14 protein-coding genes are annotated in these 21,207 nt (G+C 61.2%); 5 read left to right on the plus strand and 9 right to left on the minus strand.

The features are described 5' to 3' along the window. Nucleotides 1-69: 69 nt before the first annotated feature. The 3 genes from ACQKP2_RS17870 to ACQKP2_RS17880 all read right to left on the minus strand — a co-directional run bounded on the left by ACQKP2_RS17870 (nucleotide 70) and on the right by ACQKP2_RS17880 (nucleotide 3,618). Nucleotides 70-1,515: a SulP family inorganic anion transporter gene (locus ACQKP2_RS17870; protein ID WP_427578278.1), complete on the minus strand. Its 1,446-nt coding sequence runs from the start codon at nucleotides 1,513-1,515 to the stop codon at nucleotides 70-72. 174 nt (nucleotides 1,516-1,689) lie between these two features. Further along, the gene (locus ACQKP2_RS17875; protein WP_427578280.1) at nucleotides 1,690-2,607 is read right to left on the minus strand and encodes a LysR family transcriptional regulator; all 918 of its coding nucleotides are present in this window, start codon (nucleotides 2,605-2,607) and stop codon (nucleotides 1,690-1,692) included. A gap of 426 nt (nucleotides 2,608-3,033) precedes the next feature. Beyond that, a complete protein-coding gene (locus ACQKP2_RS17880; RefSeq protein WP_427578282.1) occupies nucleotides 3,034-3,618 on the minus strand; it encodes an NAD(P)H-dependent oxidoreductase in 585 nt (194 codons plus the stop codon). A gap of 162 nt (nucleotides 3,619-3,780) precedes the next feature. On the opposite strand from ACQKP2_RS17880, the gene ACQKP2_RS17885 reads away from it, so the two are divergent. Continuing rightward, complete coding sequence (locus ACQKP2_RS17885; RefSeq protein ID WP_427578284.1) at nucleotides 3,781-4,095, plus strand: putative quinol monooxygenase; 315 nt, start codon at nucleotides 3,781-3,783, stop codon at nucleotides 4,093-4,095. On the opposite strand, the gene ACQKP2_RS17890 is transcribed toward ACQKP2_RS17885, so the two are convergent. Then, on the minus strand, nucleotides 4,085-4,849 hold the full coding sequence (locus ACQKP2_RS17890) for a sulfite exporter TauE/SafE family protein (RefSeq protein WP_427578285.1): 765 nt from the start codon (nucleotides 4,847-4,849) through the stop codon (nucleotides 4,085-4,087). The two genes, ACQKP2_RS17885 and ACQKP2_RS17890, sit on opposite strands and share 11 nt — an antisense overlap. Nucleotides 4,850-5,080: 231 nt before the next feature. On the opposite strand from ACQKP2_RS17890, the gene ACQKP2_RS17895 reads away from it, so the two are divergent. From ACQKP2_RS17895 to ACQKP2_RS17905, 3 genes are all read left to right on the plus strand, one after another. Continuing rightward, a complete protein-coding gene (locus ACQKP2_RS17895) occupies nucleotides 5,081-5,983 on the plus strand; it encodes a LysR substrate-binding domain-containing protein (RefSeq protein ID WP_427578287.1) in 903 nt (300 codons plus the stop codon). 105 nt (nucleotides 5,984-6,088) lie between these two features. After that, nucleotides 6,089-7,492: an amino acid permease gene (locus tag ACQKP2_RS17900; protein WP_427578289.1), complete on the plus strand. Its 1,404-nt coding sequence runs from the start codon at nucleotides 6,089-6,091 to the stop codon at nucleotides 7,490-7,492. Between the two features lie 165 nt (nucleotides 7,493-7,657). Beyond that, nucleotides 7,658-8,008: a cupin domain-containing protein gene (locus tag ACQKP2_RS17905; protein ID WP_175388829.1), complete on the plus strand. Its 351-nt coding sequence runs from the start codon at nucleotides 7,658-7,660 to the stop codon at nucleotides 8,006-8,008. Nucleotides 8,009-8,165: 157 nt separating this feature from the next. Here ACQKP2_RS17905 and mmsB read toward each other — a convergent pair whose 3' ends face one another. Together mmsB and ACQKP2_RS17915 are read right to left on the minus strand one after the other, a co-directional pair. Continuing rightward, nucleotides 8,166-9,053 (minus strand): 3-hydroxyisobutyrate dehydrogenase, encoded by an 888-nt coding sequence (gene mmsB / locus ACQKP2_RS17910; RefSeq protein ID WP_427578290.1) that lies wholly within the window; start codon nucleotides 9,051-9,053, stop codon nucleotides 8,166-8,168. A gap of 10 nt (nucleotides 9,054-9,063) precedes the next feature. Further along, nucleotides 9,064-10,590 carry a CoA-acylating methylmalonate-semialdehyde dehydrogenase gene (locus tag ACQKP2_RS17915; protein ID WP_427578292.1) on the minus strand — a complete coding sequence of 509 codons (1,527 nt, stop codon included), beginning with the start codon at nucleotides 10,588-10,590 and terminating at the stop codon, nucleotides 9,064-9,066. A gap of 150 nt (nucleotides 10,591-10,740) precedes the next feature. On the opposite strand from ACQKP2_RS17915, the gene ACQKP2_RS17920 reads away from it, so the two are divergent. Continuing rightward, the gene (locus tag ACQKP2_RS17920) at nucleotides 10,741-11,688 is read left to right on the plus strand and encodes a LysR family transcriptional regulator (RefSeq protein ID WP_427578294.1); all 948 of its coding nucleotides are present in this window, start codon (nucleotides 10,741-10,743) and stop codon (nucleotides 11,686-11,688) included. Between the two features lie 48 nt (nucleotides 11,689-11,736). On the opposite strand, the gene recD is transcribed toward ACQKP2_RS17920, so the two are convergent. From recD to recC, 3 genes are read right to left on the minus strand one after another with little or no spacing between them, the layout of a single operon-like run. After that, nucleotides 11,737-13,845: an exodeoxyribonuclease V subunit alpha gene (gene recD, locus ACQKP2_RS17925; RefSeq protein ID WP_427578296.1), complete on the minus strand. Its 2,109-nt coding sequence runs from the start codon at nucleotides 13,843-13,845 to the stop codon at nucleotides 11,737-11,739. After that, nucleotides 13,842-17,534: an exodeoxyribonuclease V subunit beta gene (gene recB, locus ACQKP2_RS17930; RefSeq protein ID WP_427578298.1), complete on the minus strand. Its 3,693-nt coding sequence runs from the start codon at nucleotides 17,532-17,534 to the stop codon at nucleotides 13,842-13,844. Before recB ends, recD begins: the two co-directional genes overlap by 4 nt. Continuing rightward, on the minus strand, nucleotides 17,531-20,983 hold the full coding sequence (gene recC / locus ACQKP2_RS17935) for an exodeoxyribonuclease V subunit gamma (RefSeq protein WP_427578300.1): 3,453 nt from the start codon (nucleotides 20,981-20,983) through the stop codon (nucleotides 17,531-17,533). The genes recB and recC overlap by 4 nt, the downstream gene beginning before the upstream one ends. Nucleotides 20,984-21,207: the final 224 nt, after the last annotated feature.

Genomic DNA, 21,207 nt, shown 5'->3' on the forward strand with positions numbered 1-21,207 from the left:
GCGTGGGAACGCAGCCCGGGACGCTCCGCGTCCCTTCAACGCCGAGCGCGGAGCGTGGGAGCGATCCCGTCAGTCGTGCTGCACCCGGGCACGCTTGAGCAGTTTCTTGCAGCGCTCGGACAGCCCCAGCACCCGCAGCCGTTTGCCCGCCCTGGTGTAGCGCTCACGCAACGTATCCAGTGCGGCGGTGGCCGAGTAGTCGACGAAACTCAGGTGACGGCAATCGAGCGTCACCAGTGCCGGGTCATTGGCCGGGTCGAATTGATTGAGGAACGGCGTGGTCGAGGCGAAGAACAACGTACCGTGTACGCGGTACAACTTGCTGCCATCGCTTTCCAGGTGGCTGTCGGCGTACAGCTGTCGCGCCTGCTGCCAGGCGAAATTCAGCGCCGCGATAATGATGCCGCAAAGCACGGCGGTCGCCAGGTCGGTGAACACGGTAATCACGGTCACGGCAATGATCACCAGCACGTCGTTGAACGGCACCTTGTTGAGGACCCGCAGCGAGGCCCAGGCGAAGGTCTGTTGCGAGACCACGAACATCACCCCCACCAGCGCCGCCAACGGAATGCGCTCGATCAGCGGCGACAGGAACAGAATGAACAGCACAATCGCCACGCCTGCCACCACCCCGGACAAGCGGCCTCGTCCGCCCGAACTCAGGTTGATCACCGTCTGGCCGATCATCGCGCAACCGCCCATGCCGCCAAACAGACCGGAGACGATATTGGCGCCCCCCAGCGCCACGCATTCGCGGTCCGGGTAGCCACGGCTCTCGGTGACTTCGTCAGTCAGGTTCAGGGTCAGCAGGGTTTCCAGCAAGCCGACCATGGCCATCAGGATCCCGTACGGGGCGACGATGCGCAGGGTCTCCAGGTTCCACGGAATATCCGGCAAGGCCAGCGTCGGCAAGCTGCCGGCGATGTGCGCCATGTCGCCGAGGGTACGGGTCGGCAAGCCGAGCAGATAGACCGCCAGGCCCACACTCAGAATCGCCACCAGCGCCGGCGGCACCGCGCGGGTCAGGCGCGGCAGCACATAGACGATGGCCATGGTCGCCACCACCAGGCCGAGCATCATGTAAAGCGGTGTGCCGCTCAGCCAGGCCCCGCCGCTCTTGAAGTGCTCCAATTGCGCCAGGGCAATGACAATCGCCAGGCCGTTGACGAAACCGAGCATGACCGGATGCGGCACCATGCGTACCAGCTTGCCCAGGCGCAATAACCCGAACGCCAGCATGACCAGGCCACTGAGCAGCACCGTGGCCAGCAGGTACTGCACACCGTGCTGCACCACCAGGGCAACGATCACCACGGCCATCGACCCGGCGGCACCGGACACCATGCCCGGCCGCCCACCGAACAACGCGGTCAGGGTGCAAATGATGAACGCGCCATACAACCCCATCAGCGGATTGAGATGAGCCACCAGCGCGAAGGCGATGCATTCGGGCAAAAGGGCAAAGGACGTGGTGAGACCGGCCAGGGCATCGGCACGCAGATGTTTTGCTTTCATGGGGGATCGCACACAGGGAATAGCAGGAAAGAGTGTGCGAATGGTACGGAATCGGCGGTTGCACGACCAGTTTGTTGGACTTTGAAGGCGCCATCGCGAGCAGGCTCGCTCCCACAATGGAAGTCTGTGTGCAACGCAGATCAAATGTGTGCGAGCCTGCTCGCGATGAGTCAATCAGGAATCGATGTTGAACTCATCGGATGCATAAACCGCCAATTTGCCCTGGATGAAGTCCAGAAAGCACTGGATGCGCAGGGCCAATTGCGAGTTGCGGTAGTACACCGCATTGATCGGCTGGCGATAGCCGCTGTTGAACTGCGCCAGCACCACCTTCAAACGCCCGGCACGAATGTCCTCGATGGTCATGTAATGCGACAGGCTGGCGATGCCCTGGCCTTCGAGCGCCAGATGACGGAGGGTCTCGCCGCTGGAGGCACTGATCGATGCCTGGATCGCCCAGCGATCGCCATGGACATGGCGCAATGGCCACTGGTTGAGGCCTTCGTTCTGGGTGAAGCCCAGCAAGGTGTGTTCCTTCAGATCGGCGACCGCCTGCGGCGTGCCGTGTTTTTCCAGGTATTCGGGGCTTGCGACGATGTGCAACGGGCTGCACCCCAGCGACCTGGCATGCAGGGTCGAGTCGGTGAGTACGCCAATACGGATGGCGATGTCGGTGCTTTGCTCGATCAAGTCGATGATCAGGTCATTGCTGTTGAGTTCGAGCTGGATCTGCGGGTAGAGCCGGCGAAACTCATCAACGTAGGGCACGATGGCGTGCAGCATGAACGGTGAGGCGGCATTGATGCGCAAACGCCCGGACGGTGTTTGCTGGCGGGAGGACAGACGCTCTTCAAGTTCGTCCATCTGATCGAGAATCCGCTTGGCCTGCTCGAAGAAATACTTGCCCTCCTCGGTCAGGTCCATGCGCCGCGTGGTGCGGTTGATCAATGTTGTATCGAGCTTGGCTTCCAGCCGTGACAAGGTGCGACTCACCGCCGAGGGCGTTTGTCCGACCTGCTCGGCAGCGGCGGAAATCGAGCCGCACTCAATCACGCAGACGAAAATCTGTAGCTCGTCGGATCTGGCTTTCACGTGTTTCCCTTAGCGATAACTTCGCCCCGTTTGACTGAGCCACTTTTGTAGGAGCCAGCGGTGCGGCGATCCGACTTGCCGGCGAAGACGTCCTCAAGAACTGAACCGTTTTTTGTAGGAGCCAGGCTTGCCGGCGAAGACACCCTCAAGAACGCTTTCGCCGGCAAGCCTGGCTCCTACAGGATAACGTCCTCGAGAACGCTTTCGCCGGCAAGCCTGGCTCCTACAGGGTAGCGTCCTCGAGAACGTCTTCGCCGGCAAGCCTGGCTCCTACAGGGTAGCGTCCTCGAGAACGTCTTCGCCGGCAAGCCTGGCTCCTACAAGGTAGCGTCTTCAAGAACGTCTTCGCCGGCAAGCCTGGCTTCTACAGGGTAGCCTCCTTGAGAGCGCTTTCGCCGGCAAGTCGGATCGCCGCACCGTTGGCTCCTACAGGCCAAACACCTCAGTCAAATGCTGCTCGTAACGCGCCACATCGGCTTCGATATTCGGGCGTTTCATCACGTCCACGCACAGGAATGTCGGCAAGCCGGTCATGCCGAGGAACTGGTTGGCCTTGTGGAAAGGAAAGTACACCGCGTCCACGCCTTTGGCTTCGAAGAAATCGGTGGGGTCGTCGAACGCTTGCTGCGGCGCGTTCCAGGTCAGCGACAGCATGTATTGCTTGCCCTGGATCAGGCCACCGCTGCCGTATTTCTGCGAAGCATCGGAACGGGTGCGGCCATCGCTGGCGTAGAGGCTGCCATGGCCTTCGGTGAAGACTTCGTCGACATACTTCTTGACGGTCCACGGCGCGCCCATCCACCAACCGGGCATCTGGTAAATGATCACGTCGGCCCAGAGGAATTTGGCGACTTCTTCCGCGATGTCGTACCCCTCGTCAATGAAGGTGGTTTTGATATCCACGCCACCGCGATCCAGCACGCTCAGCGCGGCTTCGTGCAAGGTCGCGTTGTAGCGGCCATCGGAGTGAGCGAATTTTTTGCCGCCATTGAGCAACAGAACTTTTTTCATGGGAACTCTCGGTAAGGTCAGAAACGGGATGGCGGCAGATTAGCGATTCGCCCTGCACGGAATAAGCGCCGGTGTCGCAAAATTCATTTGACCTTGACGCAAGAATCATCAGGCGATTGTTGCCTTAGACTGAGGCCGATTCTGACTTGAGGAGCGTTACCCATGAGTGAACAGCAAGGCTTTATCCTGCACGCCAAGACCCGTCCCGAAAAATCCGACGCTTTCGAGGCGTTTTTCAGTCGTCATGTCGAAGCCAGTCGTACTGAACCCGGCTGTATCGAATACCACATGCTACGCGATAAACAGGATCCAACCCTGTTCATCTTCTACGAGGTCTGGCAGTCCCAGGCCCACCTGGACGTGCACTCGAACCTGCCGCACATGAAGCAGTTTCTCAATCAGCGCGATGAGTACCTGGAGCGGGATTTCGAGATCCGTGCCATCGAGATGATCAGCCCGTCGTCTGCTAGCCGTTGATCAACAAATGGCCGCCCAGTACACCCAGGCCAACGAAGAACACACGCTTGAACAACGGGGCGCTGATCCGCTGGCGCAGCCATTGCCCCAACCACATGCCGAGCATGGCCGGGATCAGCGCCAGCAGCGATGCACTCAACTCGCCCCCGTCCAGGGCGCCGCGCCATGACAGGCCGGCGGCCAGGGCCAGGGTGGAGACGGTGAACGACAGCCCCAACGCCTGCACCAGTTCATCCCTGCTCAACCCCAGCGCTTGCAGGTACGGCACCGCCGGAATCACGAACACGCCGGTCGCCGAGGTGATGACACCGGTCAGCAGGCCACACAGCGGCCCCAGCCAATGTTCGCTGCGCGTGCCGATGCGCAGGGTCGGCAGGCACAATCCGCAGAGCGCATAAATCAACAACGCCGCGCCCAATCCCCGCACCACCCAATGCCCGTCGGCCATGCCCAGCCACAGCGTGCCGGAGCCTGTGCCAATGAAGATGGCCAGCAGCATCGGCCATAGCCGCTTGAGGAGCCCCGGCAGGTGACCGCCGAACGCCAATTGCCAAACGTTGGTCAGCGTGGCTGGGATGATCAGCAGCGCTGCAGCCTGCGTCGGCGCCATAGCCAGACCCAACAGGCCCATGGCGACAGTAGGCAGGCCCATACCAATCACGCCCTTGATCATGCCGGCCAGCAGGAAGGTGGCAATGACCAGCAGTGAAAGCGCCAGACCGAGGTTTTGATAAAACGAGGCGAGTGTGTTCATGGGCCTATCCTGAGCCCGGGCTGGCCGGTTGAAAATCTGCCATATACTGAGGGTGGCTCTTGTCTGGCAAGAGGCTGAAGAATTCGTTAGAGCGGCTGACGTCTTCGCGGGCGAGCCTCGCTCCTACAGGAACAACGTCGTACATCAATGAAGTGTTCGCTGGAGATCTTTGTGGGAGCTGGCTTGCCAGCGATGAGGCCCTTTCATGTATTACATATCGATAGGTTGCCAATGCACTTCGACCTGACCGACCTGCGCCTTTACCTGAACATCCTCGACACCGGCAACATCACCGCCGGCGCCGCGCGCAGTCATCTGTCGCTGGCGGCGGCCAGTGCGCGCATTCGCGCCATGGAAGCGTCGTTGGGCATCGACTTTCTCGAACGAGGCCGGCGCGGAGTCACGCCGACACCTGTCGGCAAGGCCCTGGCACAACATGCCCGCACCCTGCTACAGCAGGCCGAGCGCATGCAGCAGGACCTGGCCGACTATGCCAACGGCGTCAAAGGCCAGGTCCGGTTGCTGTGCAATACCACCGCGATCACCGAATACCTGCCGGAGTTGCTCGCCGACTTCCTGCGCGACCATCCCAATCTCGATATCGACCTGCAGGAATTGCCCAGCACGCGCATCACCCACGCCTTGCGCCAGGGTGCGGCGGACCTGGGCATCATCTCCGATGCAGTGGACACCCAGGCCCTGGACACCCTGCCCTTTCGCGATGATCCGCTGGTATTGATCATGCCTGCCGATCATCCACTGGCTGACGGCGCCCCACCCAGTTTCAGCGATACATTGCAGCATCACTACGTCGGCCTGAGCGCCAACAGCGCATTGGCGGTGTACCTGGAAGAACAGGCCCTGCACACCGGCCTGCGCATGCAGATTCGCATCCGCGCCGACGGCTTCGACGGTGTGATGCGCATGGTCGCCCACGGCGCCGGGCTGGGCATCGTGCCGCTGGCAGCTCTTGAGCGCCGCACGGTTGAGCCAGCGCTGAAAAGCGTCGTGCTGAACGAGCCATGGGCACAGCGAAAGCTGTTGCTGTGTGCACGTTCGTTCGAGCACTTGCCCGGCTACGCCAGAGCGTTGCTTGAGGCCTTTCACGCGGCAAGACTGCCCGCAAACCCTTGATAATCAGTGATTCACCTGACATGCGCCTGTATGACGAAGAGGTGACGCAGAGTAATATTCGACCTTTGAAATCAGGCCTGGCCATAACAACCAGAAGGAAACCAGATGGCGGATGAAATTTTGCAACAGGGGACACTCAAGCGGGGGTTGAAAAATCGACACATTCAACTGATCGCCCTGGGTGGAGCCATTGGCACGGGGCTGTTTCTGGGCTCCGCCGGCGTGCTCAAGTCCGCTGGCCCCTCGATGATCCTCGGCTATGCCATTGCCGGATTCATCGCGTTCCTGATCATGCGCCAGTTGGGCGAGATGATCGTCGAAGAGCCGGTGGCCGGTTCTTTCAGCCATTTTGCCCACAACTACTGGGGCGGTTTCGCCGGTTTCCTGTCGGGCTGGAACTACTGGGTGCTGTATGTGCTGGTGGGCATGGCCGAGCTGACGGCCGTGGGCAAGTACATACAGTTCTGGTGGCCGGAGGTGCCGACCTGGGTCAGTGCCGCGGTGTTCTTCGTGCTGGTCAACCTGATCAACTCGTTCAACGTCAAAGTCTTCGGTGAAATGGAGTTCTGGTTCGCGATCATCAAGGTCGTGGCCATCATCGGCATGATCGTCCTGGGCTGCTACATGCTGTTCAGCGGCACCGGTGGCCCGCAAGCATCGGTCAGCAACCTGTGGAGCCATGGCGGCTTCTTCCCCAATGGCTACGACGGCCTGCTGATGGCGATGGCGTTTATCATGTTTTCCTTCGGCGGCCTGGAGCTCGTCGGCATCACCGCCGCCGAGGCCAGCGAGCCACGCAAAGTCATTCCCAAGGCCATCAACCAGGTGGTCTACCGGGTCCTGATTTTCTACGTCGGCGCGCTCACCGTGCTGCTGTCGCTGTACCCGTGGGATCAACTGCTGCAAACACTGAATGCGTCCGGTGATGCCTACAGCGGCAGTCCGTTCGTGCAGATTTTCGCCCTGATCGGCAGTGACACCGCGGCACACATCCTCAACTTCGTGGTGCTCACTGCGGCGTTGTCGGTCTACAACAGCGGCGTCTACTGCAACAGCCGCATGCTCTACGGCCTGGCCGAACAAGGCGATGCGCCCAAGGCGATGATGAAGCTCAACAAGCAAGGCGTGCCTTTGCTGGCGCTGGGCGTATCGGCGCTGATTACCATGCTGGTCGTGGCGGTCAACTATGTCGCCCCGCATGAAGCACTCGAGTTGCTGTTCGCCCTGGTGGTCGCCTCGTTGATGATCAACTGGGCACTGATCAGCCTCACGCACCTCAAGTTCCGCAAGGCCATGGGCCAGCGCGGTGTCGTGCCGGGCTTCAAGGCCTTCTGGTCGCCGTACACCAACTACCTGTGCCTGGCGTTCATGGCCGTGATCATCTGCGTGATCTGGATGATTCCGCCGGTACGCGCCTCGGTGTACGCGATTCCGGTGTGGGTGTTGTTCATCTACGTCTGCTACCGCTTGCGCATGGCCCGGCATCGGGAACTGCCTGCAGCGCAGTAATCGCCCATGAAAAAACGCCCCGGCCTTCATTGAATGCCGGGGCGTTTTTTTTGGGGGGCCAAACGGTGAGCGCTTCTGGATACCTGGATGTCGAGCACAGACAACTGAAAGCGATTCAGGCCCGATAGGGTGCGTCTTCAGCTGTCCCTCAACGCCGGAGTCATCATGACCGCAAACGCACCGATTACCGTTCTTCGTGACACCCACCCGCTTCCCGTACTCGACGCCTGCAAGTGGGAAAAACTCGAAGGCGACCCGCACACCGTCAACCTCAACGCCTACACCAGCGAAGACGGCAACAAGATCATGGGCACCTGGATCTGCACGCCGGGCAAGTGGTACGTGGAGTACGTGAAGTGGGAATACTGCGACTTCCGCGAGGGTTACTGCATCATCACCCCTGAGGGCAAAGAGCCTATCCACCTGCGTGCCGGCGACATTTTCGTCATTGAACCGGGGATGAAAGGCACCTGGGAAGTGGTGGAAACCGTGCGCAAGTATTTCGTGTTTGCCTGACGCAAAAAAACCGGGAGATCACCCGACGTGATGTCCCGGTCAATATGCGCATGTAGGCATGACTTGTAGGAGCGAGCATGCTCGCGAGGCGGTGAATCAATCATCACCGATGTTGAATGTGCCTGCCTCATCGCGAGCTGGCTCGCTCCTACAGGTTTTATTGCGGCTTGCGGTAGCTGTTGATGATTGCCGAGAAGTCCTTGCCCCCTTCCCCGCGCTGGCTCATCGCCTGGTACAGCTGCTGGGCCACTGCGCCAAGCACGACCGGCTGGTGCGCCTGACGAGCCGCTTCCGTGGCCAGCCCCAGATCCTTGAGCATCAGTTCGGCGCCGAAGCCACCGGTGTAACCGCGCGAAGCCGGTGCCGTTTCGACGATGCCGGGCCACGGGTTGTACATTTCCGAACTCCAGCAACGCCCGGTGGAGCTGTTGATGATGCCCGCCAGTACCTTGGTGTCGATACCCAGCGCATCGCCCAGCGCCATGGCTTCGCTGACGCCGACCATGGAAATGCCCAACAGCAGGTTGTTGCAGATCTTGGCGATTTGCCCGGTGCCGACTTCACCGCAATGGACGATGTTGCGGCCCATCTGCGCCAGCACCGGTTGCAGGGTGGCAAACAGTTCCGCAGTGGCGCCGACCATGAAGGTCAGCGTCCCGGCCGCCGCCCCGCCCGTACCACCGGACACCGGCGCGTCCGCCATGGCCACGCCTTGCTTGGCCGCAGCCGCCGCCACGTCGCGGGCCGTCTGCGGATCGATGGTGCTGCAATCCACCGCCGGTACACCCTGGCCGATACCGGCCAGAACACCGTCTTCGCCCAGCCACACGCTACGCACATGCACGGCGGCCGGCAGCATGGTGATCACCAGCTCTGCGCCCTGTGCCGCTTCCCGTGCCGAGGCACTGATCGTGCCGCCCAGTTGTTCCAGTTCCGCCAGCACGGCTTTGTTCAGATCGACCAGGCGCAACGAGTGACCGGCCTTGATCAGGTTGCGCGCCATCGGCGCGCCCATGTTGCCGAGACCGATAAAAGCAATTTTCATGTCCGGCTCCTTAACGCAAGTGAATGGTGGTGTTCACACCGTCATTGACGCTGTCGTCGTCGAACCAGCGGCTGGTGACGGTCTTGGTCTGAGTGTAGAACTGCACCACTTGCTTGCCATACGGGCCGAGGTCGCCGAGTTTCGAACCCCGGGAACCGGTGAAGCTGAAGAACGGGACCGGCACCGGAATCGGGATGTTGATGCCGACCTGGCCGACATCGATTTCAGCCTGGAATTTACGCGCCGCCGCACCGCTCTGGGTGAACAGGCCGGTGCCGTTGCCGAACGGGTTGGCGTTGACCAGGGCAATGGCTTCATCGAGGGTGGCGACTTCCAGCACCACCAACACCGGGCCGAAGATTTCCTGGGTGTAGATCTGCATGTCGGTGGTCACCCCGGAGAACAGGGTCGGGCCGACAAAATTGCCCTGCTCGAAACCGGGGACCTTGATGTCGCGACCGTCCAGTTCGAGTTTCGCGCCTTCCTTGATGCCGCTTTCGATCAGGTCGAGAATCCGCGCCTTGGCCTTTTTCGAGATGACCGGGCCGACGTCGGTGCCGGGCTCGCTGCCGGCATTGACCTTGAGTTGCTGCGCCAGTGCCTTGAGGTCCGGCAGCCATTGTTTCGCCGCGCCCACCAGCACCACCACCGAAGTGGCCATGCAACGCTGGCCCGCCGCGCCGAAGCCTGCACCCACCAGCGCATTCAGGGCTTGTTCGCGATTGGCGTCCGGCAGCACGACGGCGTGGTTCTTCGCGCCCATCATCGATTGCACACGCTTGCCGTGTTTGCCAGCCAGGTCATAGACGTGAGTGCCGACCGCCGTCGAACCGACGAAGGAAACAGCCTTGATGTCCTTGTGGGTGCACAGTGCGTCCACCACATCCTTGCCACCGTGCACCACGTTGAGCACACCCGCCGGGATGCCGGCTTCAATCGCCAGCTCCACCAGCAGCATGGTCGACATCGGGTCTTGCTCGGACGGCTTGAGGACAAAGGTGTTGCCGCAGGCGATGGCCATCGGGAACATCCACAGCGGGATCATCGCCGGGAAGTTGAACGGGGTGATGCCGGCGCACACGCCGATAGGCTGGCGCAGGGTATAGGTGTCGACACCGCCGGCAACGTTTTCAGCGAACTCGCCCATTTGCAGGCTGCCGATGGAGCAGGCGTGCTCGACCACTTCCAGGCCACGGAAAATATCGCCCTCGGCGTCGGCGATGGTCTTGCCCTGTTCGGCGCTCAGGACCGCGGCGATACGCTTGGAGTGCTCGCGAATCAGCGCCTGGAGCTTGAGCATGATGCGCATGCGCGCGCCGATCGGGGTCAGCTTCCAGGTCTGGAAGGCACGGTGGGCCGCGCTGATGGCTGCATCGACTTCTTCAGTGGTGGCGAATGGCACCTTGGCCAGCACTTGCTGGGTGGCCGGGTTGACGATGTCGTGCCACTCGGTGGATTTGGATTCGACCCACTGGCCGTCGATCAGCAATTTGACCTTTTGCACGGTGGTTTCGTTGGGCGTGAGCGATGCGTTCATGTGGGTCTCCTGGACGTTGTTCTTATTCAGGGAGCCAAGGCGGGATAGCCGCCTTGTGATGAGGTCGGTGCCGCGAATTGGTTGTCGGGCTGTTTTTGGAGTATAGATGTGCAAACTTCTGATAAGAACGCACATAAAAGCCGGTCCAACATGCAAAAAAACATCACGTCACTGGGCTCGCTGAACTGGGATGACCTCAAGTTTTTCCTCGAAGTGGCCCGCACCCGCAAGGCCAGCACCGCAGCCAAGCGGCTGGCCGTCGACTACACCACGGTGTCGCGGCGCATCAGTTCGCTGGAAGCATCATTGGGTACGTTGTTGTTCGAAAAGTCCCGGACCAACGGGTTTGTCCTGACCGCCGAAGGCCAGCGGCTGCTCGGTTATGCCGAGTCGATTGAAAGCACGCTGCACATGGCCTGCGAGCAGGTTTCCGGTTCCGGCGTGGCCTTGTCCGGTCATGTGCGCATGGGCTGTACCGAAGGGTTCGGCAGCTTTTTCATCACCCCGCAACTGAGCCACTTCATCGACGCTTACCCGGCGATCTCGGTGGATATCCTGCCGCTTCCCCACTTCATCAGCCTGTCCAAGCGCGAGGCGGACATCGTCATCGCCCTGGAACGCCCGGAGCATGGCCCGTACGTCTGCTGCAAACTCTGCGACTACCGCTTGCAGCTGTACGCAACCCAGGAATACCTGGACAACCACCCCGCCATTCGCCGCCCGGCAGATCTGGGTCACCACTCGTTCATCAGTTATGTCGATGACCTGGCCTTCAGCTCGGAGCTGCTGTACCTGGCAAACGTGCTGCCCAGCGCCAGCGCCAACTTGCGCAGCACCAGCGTCATCGCCCAATTCGTGGCGGCGCAGCAAGGGCGATCCCTTGCCATCCTGCCCTGCTTCCTCGCCGCCCAGGACCCGCGCTTGCTGCCGGTGCTACCGGATGAAATCAACATCACCCGGCAGTTCTGGATGTACTGCCGGGAGGACCTGAGAAAGCTCAAGCGGATCACCTTGTTGTGGGATTACATCCGGGAAGTGACCGAGCGCAACCAGGGTCTGTTGATGGGGGAAACGCGGGAGCTGCTGTTTGCCGATTGAGTGCCACGAGGTGCTGAGGACGGTTTTCGCGCCCTCGCACCGCCTCGTTCAATCCGCCATTTCGCCACTGTCCTTGAGTTCGAGCATCAACCCGCTGAGGCGTTTGACCTTGCGCCTCACTGCGTCTTCAAATACGCCGGCGCGGGGCTCGATCAAGGTGAACCAGTTCTTGGCCCGGGTAATCCCGGTGTAGATCAGTTCCTTGGTGAGCACCGGATTGAGGGCGTCCGGCAAGATCAGCGCGGTATGGGCAAACTCCGAACCCTGGGATTTATGCACGGTCATCGCGTACACGGTTTCGACGTCATTGAGCCGGCTGGGCAGAACGAAACGGACCCCGCCTTGCCCATCGTTGCGCGGGAAGGCCACCCGCAGCACCTGCCGTCCCGCGTCCGTCCCCTCACGCTCGGGAAGTTTGAGCGCGATGCCGATATCGCCATTCATCAAGCCCAGGCCGTAATCATTGCGTGTCATCAGCACCGGCCGCCCTTCGTACCACTGCTGGTCGCTGTCGATCAGCCGGGCCTTGAGCAGTGCCTCGGTGACTCGCTGGTTCAACCCTTCCACGCCCCATGGCCCCTTGCGCACAGCGCACAGCAACTGGAAGGCATCGAAGGCTTGCAACACGTCTCGCGCCCAATCCACCCAGCGTGAATCATCCAGCGCAGCGTCGAGCGATGGCCGTTGATTGCGCAGCAGGCTCAGGTAATGCCGGTAACCCTGCGGTCCCTCGCCATGGCCTTCGAGCAACAGGCGCTCCAGCGCCCGGTCCTGTTCACTCTTGAGCGACAGGCAGAACACATCGTCATGGCTTCGCGCCGCCAGTAATTTGCGCGCTTCTTCAGGTTGCTGCTGGTTGACCCAGCGGGCCAGTTGACCGATTCCGCTGCCTTCGCCGAAACGCCGCGAGTGACGCAACATCACCACTTGCTGGGCCAATGGATGACCACCCTGGGTCCCCTCCTGCAACCCGCTGGCCTCCAGGCTTTCGCCACTGACGGCCTCCAGCCACTGGCGTGTCTGCGGGCTGTACCAACCGGCCTCGGCATCGCGGCACAAATCCCCCAGCACCGCACCGGCCTCTACCGAGGCCAGTTGGTCCTTGTCCCCCAGCAACACCAGCCGGGCGTGCGGCGGCAGTGCATCGAGCAGGTTGGCCATCATTTCCAGGTCGATCATGGACGCCTCGTCCACCACCAGCACGTCCAGCGGCAGGCGATTGCCTGCGTGGTGACGGAAATGTCGCGTACCGGGTCGGCTGCCAAGCAGACGGTGAACCGTGGTGACGTCGGAGGGGATTTTGTCGCGCAGTGCTTCGCTGACTTTCAGCGTTCGAACCTGCTGACTGATGGACTCGGTCAATCGCGCCGCGGCTTTGCCCGTGGGCGCGGCCAGACGAATTCGCAGCGGCTTGCCAGCCTCCACCGCCGGTGACTGGAGCAATGCCAGCAAGCGCACCACCGTGGTGGTCTTACCGGTTCCCGGGCCGCCGGTGATGATACTGAAGGCACCGCGTGTCGCCAGGGCGCAGGCAAGCTTTTGCCAGTCGATCATCTCGGTGGGCCTGGCCGGACCGAACAAACCGGTGAGACGCTGGAGCATGTCGGTCGGCGTCGCTTCGTACTCGGCAAGACGTTGGTGCAACGAATCGTCGATGCGCCGTTCGTAGCCCCAATAGCGACGCAAGTACAGGCGTTTGCCAGACAACACCAGGGGTCGGGTTTGCACCGTGTCACGCCCGTCAGCGGCCAACGCGACCAGGCTGCTGGACGCCAGCACCTTGCACCAGTGAGCACCATCCAGCGTCTGCAGCAATTGCGACGGCAGCAACATCGCGCCACTGTGCAGATCGCCCTCCGGTGGCAGCGACAGGGCGAAATCCGGCTCCTTCAGCGTCTCGAACAAATCCAGGCAAACATGACCGTGGCCCAGTTGATGACTGGTCAGCGCGGCGGCCAGCAACACCAGCGGGTCATCCTCCGGCGCCAGTTCATGAAGGAAGGCGACGAACGCCTTGTCCAGTGCGCGCAACCAGCCACGTTCAACCCAGCGCGTGAGCAACAGCAACAGGTCATCGGCGCGGCTCAGTGGGTCCAGATCCGCCAGGCGCTCGTCTGCCAATGACGTGGGCAGCAAATCGGCGAAGGTGCGGCTCATAGCAATACTCCCTGTTCCCATGCCGGTTCGGCCTTCGGTTCCGGTTTGCCCTGGAACAAGCGGTCCAGGCGTTCGATCAATTCTCTGGGCGGGCGGGTGAAATACACGCCCTGGCTGGGTGCACGCGTGCCGCGCAGGAACAGATACAACGCACCGCCGACATGCCGGTCGTAATCGTAATCGGCCAGTCGGGCCTTGAGTTGGCGATGCAAGGCGAGCAGGTAGAGCACGTATTGCAGGTCGTAGCGGTTATCCAGGATCGACTGTTCCATGGCCTGTTCCGAATAGGCCGAATCATCGATGCCCAGCCAATTGGATTTGTAATCGGCGACGTAGTAGCGACCTTCGTGCTCGAACGTCAGGTCGATGAAGCCCTTGAACATACCGTTGAGCAACACTGGCTCGGCGGCCAGTCGGGCCGCACCGTTGTGCGTGTACTGACACACCAGCGCATCGAGCTTGAGCACATCGACCTTGTGGCTGGCGAACCAGAACTCCATTTCGACCCGGTATTGGCTCAATCGCTCGAAGATCACCGGAGCCTGCCCGGCTCCGACAGACATCGGCGATTTGAGCAGATGCTGCAGCCAGTGGCTCAGCGCCGTGATCCAGCCTTCCCAGCCACGACGATTGCAGCGCCGGGCGATGGCGTCTTCCACCGCTTGCGGCGTTGTGGCGAAACCTTCATCGCCAGCCCATTCGAGCAAGCCATGCAAAAAAGTGCCCGGGTTCGGCCCGCGGGGGAATCGATGGATGTCGGCGCCGCCGGCCAGCATCTCGCGGGACGCCTGTGGATCAAGGCGTTCGTCGTCGAAGAGTTTCTGTGCCTGGGGGCTCTCCGGCGCCTCGTCGGTGCCGATACGGAGGCTGTCACTCAGGCGCAGGGCGCTGTAGGAGGCGATCCACCAGTGCTCACTGGCCTTGCGCTTGGGTACCAGCGGGGCAAGCAGGGTCGCTTCGTTTTGCGGTGGCTGGTAATGCTCGTCAGTGGCCTGCGGCATTTCGCGGTAACTCACGGCAGGACAATCCTGTTGCAAGTCTTGCAGCCAACGTTGGAGCCCTGACGGCTCGCTCAATACAGCACCGCCACCCAGCAGATAGCCGAGTGCCGAAAGATGCAGCACGGAACTGTTGTTGCTGCCGCGCTTGAGGTCCGTCACCCCCAGCCAGCAGGCATGCTGCGCACGGGTCAGTGCGACATAAAGCAGGCGCAGGTCTTCGGCCAGACGTTCGTCATCCGCCAGGGCAATCAGCTCGGCGGTCGGGTTCAAGGTCATCTGGGCCTTGCCCGTGGCATCGTGGTAATGCAGCGGCAAGCGGCTGCCATCCACCGGTTTGGCCGAGCAAATGAACGGCAGGAACACCAGGGGATATTCCAGGCCCTTGGATTTGTGAATGGTCACGACCTTGACCAGTTGCTCGTCACTTTCCAGGCGCAAAATCTGCTCTTCGCCAGCCTGCCCGGACAGTGCCAGATGCTCGGACAAATGCCTGATCAGCGCCTGTTCGCCATCCAGTTCGGCAGCGGCCTGCTGCAACAATTCGGACAGGTGCAGCAGATTGGTCAGCACCCGCTCGCCATCGCTGCGGGCAATCAATGCCTGGGGTAGGCGGAAATCATGCAGCAAGCGCCGAAGCATGGGCAGCACGCCCTGTTTGCGCCAGATCTCGCGATAAGTGCGGAACTGCATGACCCGGGTCTCCCAGGCCAGTTCGTTCTGGTTGAGCTGTTCCAGTTCCGCCAGTGACAGGTTCAGCGTGATGCAGGCCAACGCGGCCCGCAGCGGCCGCTCGACATCCGGTTCGGCGCAAGCCTTGAGCCAGGTCAGCACATCGTGAGCTTCCTGGGCGGCGAACACCGAGTCCTTGTCCGAGAGATAGACGCTGCGCACACCGCGGGCAGACAGTTCGGCACGCACGGCCTGCGCTTCCTTGCCATCACGGACCAGGATCGCGATATCCGCCGGCAACAGGCCTTTGAAGTCTTTGCCGTCCTGCACGAATCCCGCCTGACCTCGCTGCCCACCATTGAGCAACGCGGTGATCTGACTGGCACACGCAGCAGCCAATTGTTGTCGGTACAGGGCACCGGACAGCGGCTGTTCGCTGGACAAATGCCAGACGTTCAGCGCAGGCACGAGCTGCCCATCAATCTGCAGCACCTCTTTGCGCCCCTGGGACTCGACGGGCAAAAACGGCACGGGATTGTCGCCATTGCTCTCACGGAACAGGAACGCACCACGCCCGGTTTCGCGGGACTCGGCCCGCTGGAAAACGTGGTTCACGGCACTGACCATGCCATGGCTGGAACGGAAGTTTGTGCCCAGGGTATGCAAGCGGCCAGCGGTCGCCTGGCGAGCGCGAAGGTAGGTATAGATGTCGGCACCACGGAAGGCATAAATCGCCTGCTTGGGGTCGCCGATCAGAAACAGACCGCTTTCGGGATTGTTGTCCTCGATTCGATAGATGCTCTCGAAGATCCGGTACTGCACGGGGTCCGTGTCCTGAAACTCGTCGATCAGCGCGACCGGGAACTGCTCGCGGATCAAGGTTGCCAGACGCTCGCCACCCTCGGTTTGCAAAGCCGCATCGAGGCGCAGGAGCATGTCGTCGAAGCCCATTTCCGCACGACGGCGTTTCTCTTCTTCGAACCGGGCGCCGACCCAGTGCGCGACATGTTTGAGCACAGCGGCATCAGGTGACGGCAAGCTGTCGAGGCAGGCCTTGAGGCCGGGCATGGCATCCAGCCCCGGATGGCGTGGGACTTCCCCCTTCTTCCAGGCTTCGGCCATCCCCTCGGGCGTCAGGCGTGTGAAGCCGGTGCCGATGTCCAGCTGCTCAAGGGATTCGTCTTCGGCCCAGGTTTTGATTTTTTCGAACCAGGGTTCGAAGTAACGTGCCTGCATCTTGCGACCGTCGACACTTTTGCTGGCGACACCTGCGTGACAGATGGCCAGCAACTCGTCTGCCCACTGCCGCCACGGCTGTTTGATGTCCAGTAACGCGGCGCGCCTTTGCTGCAAACACTCGGTGATCAGTTCGGCAGGATCCTTGCCTTCAGCGTTGTCCCGTTCGCTGGCAAACAGGCCGCGAACGCGAGGCAGCAATGCCGCAGGCCCTCCCCAGTTGTTGCGCACCCAGTTCAGTGCATCACCCTGCATCGGGTAGCAAAACAACCGCCAGTAGTCGCGCAGGACCTCACCGAGCAAATCGCTGTGGTCGGTTTCCAGGGTTTGGGTAAACAGGCTGCCGCTGTCGAAGGCATGCTCGCGCAACATGCGCTGGCACCAACTGTGGATCGTCGAAACGGCGGCTTCGTCCATCCATTGTGCGGCGATGTCCAGACGGTTCGCGCAGCCGGGCCATTGCTCGGGCGAGTACTGTTCGCGGAGCTCGGCAATCAGGCCGTCGGGGGCCGGCGTTTCGTCGCGGAAAAAGCGTGCGGCCTCGGCCAGTCGAGTACGAATGCGCTCGCGCAGCTCCTTTGTCGCCGCGTCGGTAAAGGTCACGACCAGAATCTGCGGTGGCAACAGTTCGCGGCCGAAACCGCTCGCCTCCACGCCATGGCCGAGGACCAGGCGCAAGTACAGCGCCGAAATGGTGAAGGTCTTGCCGGTGCCGGCGCTGGCTTCGATCAACTGGCTGCCGCGCAGTGGAAACGCCAGGGCAAGTGGTGTCTTGCGGGTCATGGGCGCGCCTCCTCGCTGGACATTGAACGCCAGGGTGCTTCAAGCAGCGGCCGATACAGCGCGTTGCACCAATCGGCAAACGTCTCGTCGGCAATCAGCGCATCGTAATCAGCGAATTGACGAGCCAGCGCCACGCTTTCGCGTCGCTCACCGTCCGTGTTCACCCCATCGCCTTCATAGGCCTTGCGAGCCGCCGCTTCGGCCTTGACCGGATCGGATTGCCCCAGCCAGGCGAAGGCCGTCTTGACCGCAATCGGCAGCGGTTGGCGCATGCCCGATTGCCAGGCCTGCAACAGATCGTTGAGGATTCTTCGTGCGCCATCGGCCTCCAACGGTGCGAGCAGCAGGCTGTCGTCGCTGGCCACCAACGCGGTGGACATCGACAGGCCGCTGGCACACGCCACCAGATGATTGACCCAGGGTCGTGTCAGGCGATGCCATTTGCGCGACTTGATCGAACCGATGCTGTTGGGGATCGTGGTGATGGACAACAATCCACCCTCCGCGCGTTGATGCAGGCCACTTAACCAGCCGTCAAGGCGCAAGCCGTTCATCTCCAGGCTCACCGGCAGTGCACTGGTCAGCGGTGTCGGCCACAACGCCAGGATCTGCCGATAGCGTTGCAGCAGATCCGGCAACGGCTCGATCAGTTCCTGTTGAAGGCATTCGCCAAATCCGGCCATGGGCAGCAGTCCGCTGTTTTGCAGGCGCCGGGCCTGTGCCTCGAGTGCGTGGCCGCTGTCATCCAGGTCCGCCAGTGCCGCGGCAAGCAAACTGTCGCTGAGGCTGTAGCGTTGCAAGGCGTCGAGCACAAAGGGTTCCTCATCCGCCAAAGGCACTTCGGCTGCCTCGAAGAACACCTTGAGCCGCTGGCTGAAAAAGTGCCTGACCGGGTTACGCAGGAAATCCTGCAGCTGTCCGAGGCTCAACGGTTCTTCCTGAACATGGGGCGCAAGCAATTCGGTGTCGGCCACAGGTGTGATGCCGTGATGAAGTACCTGCCACTCATTGGCGTAGCTGAACAGATCATCGCCGTCATGAAAGTAACGGGCGCTGAAGGGCTGCAGCGGATGCTCCTGGGTCATGGCCTCAAGCAAGTCCTCACCGGTATCGCCCAGTCGCCAGCCACTGGCCAGGTGGTCACGCAGTTGGCCGATCAGCACCGACGCCGGGCGCTCGCTGTTATCGCGAATGCTGCGACCGACCCAGCTGATGTAGAGCTGCTCACGTGCCGACAACAGCGCTTCTAACAACAGGTAGCGGTCGTCCTCGCGTCGGGAGCGATCGCCGGGGCGGTAGTCGCTGCCCATCAAGTCGAAGTCCAGCGGCGGCTGCGCTCGCGGATAGTCGCCATCGTTCATTCCCAGCAAGCACACCAGCTTGAAGGGGATCGCGCGCATCGGCATCAAGGTGCAGAAGTTCACGGCACCGGCCAGAAAGCGCTGGGACAATCGCCCTTGATCGAGACCGGCAAGCCAGGCTTCACGGACGACCGTCAGCGGCAGTTCGTCTTGCAGGCCTACCGATTCGCAATTATCCAGCCAGGCTTCCCGCAGCTCCTCCAACTGTGCCAGCAAGTAGTCGTCGTGCTCGTTGCTGGCCTGGAAAAACAGTGACACCAAGGCCTGCAAGCGCACGCTCCATTGCTGGGGCGATGTCGGTTGTGAGAGCTCCTGATGGGCGATCTCCAGCGCATCGAGCAAGGCAACCAGCGGGCCGATGAGCGCGGCATCCAGACCACCGATCTCATCGTAGGGCTCGACGTCGCCATAGGCCTGGGCACTGCCGTTGGCGTAGCCCAGCAGCATGCGCCGCAAGCCGAAACGCCAACTGTTCTGCTCCAGTGCCTGTGGCAGCCCGAGGCCCGCACGCTGTTCGGCATTCATGCCCCAGCGAATGCCGGCACCTTCGATCCAGCGGTGCAGGGTGGGCAAGTCGCGTTCCTCCACACCGAAGCGGGCACGCAATGCCGGAACATCGAGCAGATCGAGGATCTCGCTGACAGGGAAACGGCTATCGGGCAGCTTGAGCAGGTGTTCGACCGCGATCAGTAACGGATCTCGTCCACGCTGGCCCTGGTCAGCCAAGGTGAAGGGAATGAAGCGTGGATCATGACGTTCGAGCTGACCGAACACCGCTCGAATATGCGGCGCATAGCTATCGATATCCGGGACCATCACAATCACGTCGCGAGGACGCAGTTGTGCATTGCTGTTGAAGCGCGCGAGCAACTGATCATGAAGAATTTCCACTTCGCGCTGGGCGCTGTGGGCGATGTGGAAGCGGATCGATTCATCACTGGCCAGCTCTATCGCCGGCCAGCGTTCGCGCGTCTCGTTGAGTGGGCGCAAATCAAGGATGTCGTCCTGCAATTGATTGAGCATGGTCAGTGGCTGGTTGTCACTGAACAGATCGATGCGCCCGTCGCGAAACGCCGATCGATAGCTGTTGGGGTCGTCATAACTGTCGAGCAGGTTGATGTAGTCCCGCCCTTGTTTGCCCCATGCAGCCAGCAGCGGATGGACATGCTGGTGTAGGGTTTGCGGATCGAGGACAACCGGCATGCCACTCTTGCGGGCTTGGCGCTTGTATTGATGCCGTAGCAAATCTTTGTCGGCGACGATGTCTGCCCAATGGTGACGGCACGGGTTATGTACGCACAGCAGCACCTGACTGAACCGGGCCAGCCCGGCCAGGGCTTCCAGGGCTTGGGCTGGCAAGGAGGAAATGCCGAAAACAATGACTCGGGAGGGCAATCCGCCGGGGGCTGATTCAAGACTGTTGATACGTTCGATAAACCGCTGGTGGACGCCGGCACGGCTTTGCGCCATACCTTCCTCACCCACATCCAGCAACAGCGCGCGCCACAACTCCGCCTGCCAGCAATTGGCCTCTGTCAACGGCTTGGCCTCGCCTCGGCCATTGCGCAACTGGTGACGACCTTCTGCCCAATCTTCGAGCCAGTCGGCACGGTATACCTGATATTGGTCGAACAGATCCGCCAGACGCTCAGCCAACTGATAGCGTTTGCGCAGATCGGTGTCATGGGTCAGAAAGCGTTGCAGAGGCTCGAAGTGTGGTTGATTGATCAACTGCGGGAGCAGGCGCATCAGACGCCAGGTCAGTGGTGCTTTATCCAGCAGCGACTTGGCTGGAATTTCATCACGCCCCAAGACCATGCGATAGAGCTGCCACATGAAGCTACCGGGTAGCTGCACGTCGATGGCGGCGGCGATTCCACAACCGCCCATATCCTCATCTTCTGCATCTTCGGCCAATGCCAGTTTGAGCCACTGTGCAATGCCATTGCTCTGCACCAGGGCGATTTCATTTTCCAGGGGGGCCAGCGGGTAGCGTCGCATCCAGCTCACAACCAGGTTGCGCAACTCGTCCAGGCGGTTGCCGTGAACCACCATAAAACCAGCATTGAGGGACGTTGCGTCCGGCATAAAGGCTTCCTTGGAAAATACAAATGCTTGGGCCGAACCTTAGCATTGTCGGGAGACTGTGACAGCGTGGACCTGCCGGCTATTGCGGCATGAACTTTTTCGCAGACAAAAACAAAACCCCTACCTGCGTACGCAGATAGGGGTTTCGGAATTTAATCTTGACGATGACCTACTCTCACATGGGGAAACCCCACACTACCATCGGCGATGCATCGTTTCACTTC

Source organism: Pseudomonas sp. NPDC089569, from assembly GCF_050280625.1.
Lineage (GTDB): Bacteria > Pseudomonadota > Gammaproteobacteria > Pseudomonadales > Pseudomonadaceae > Aquipseudomonas.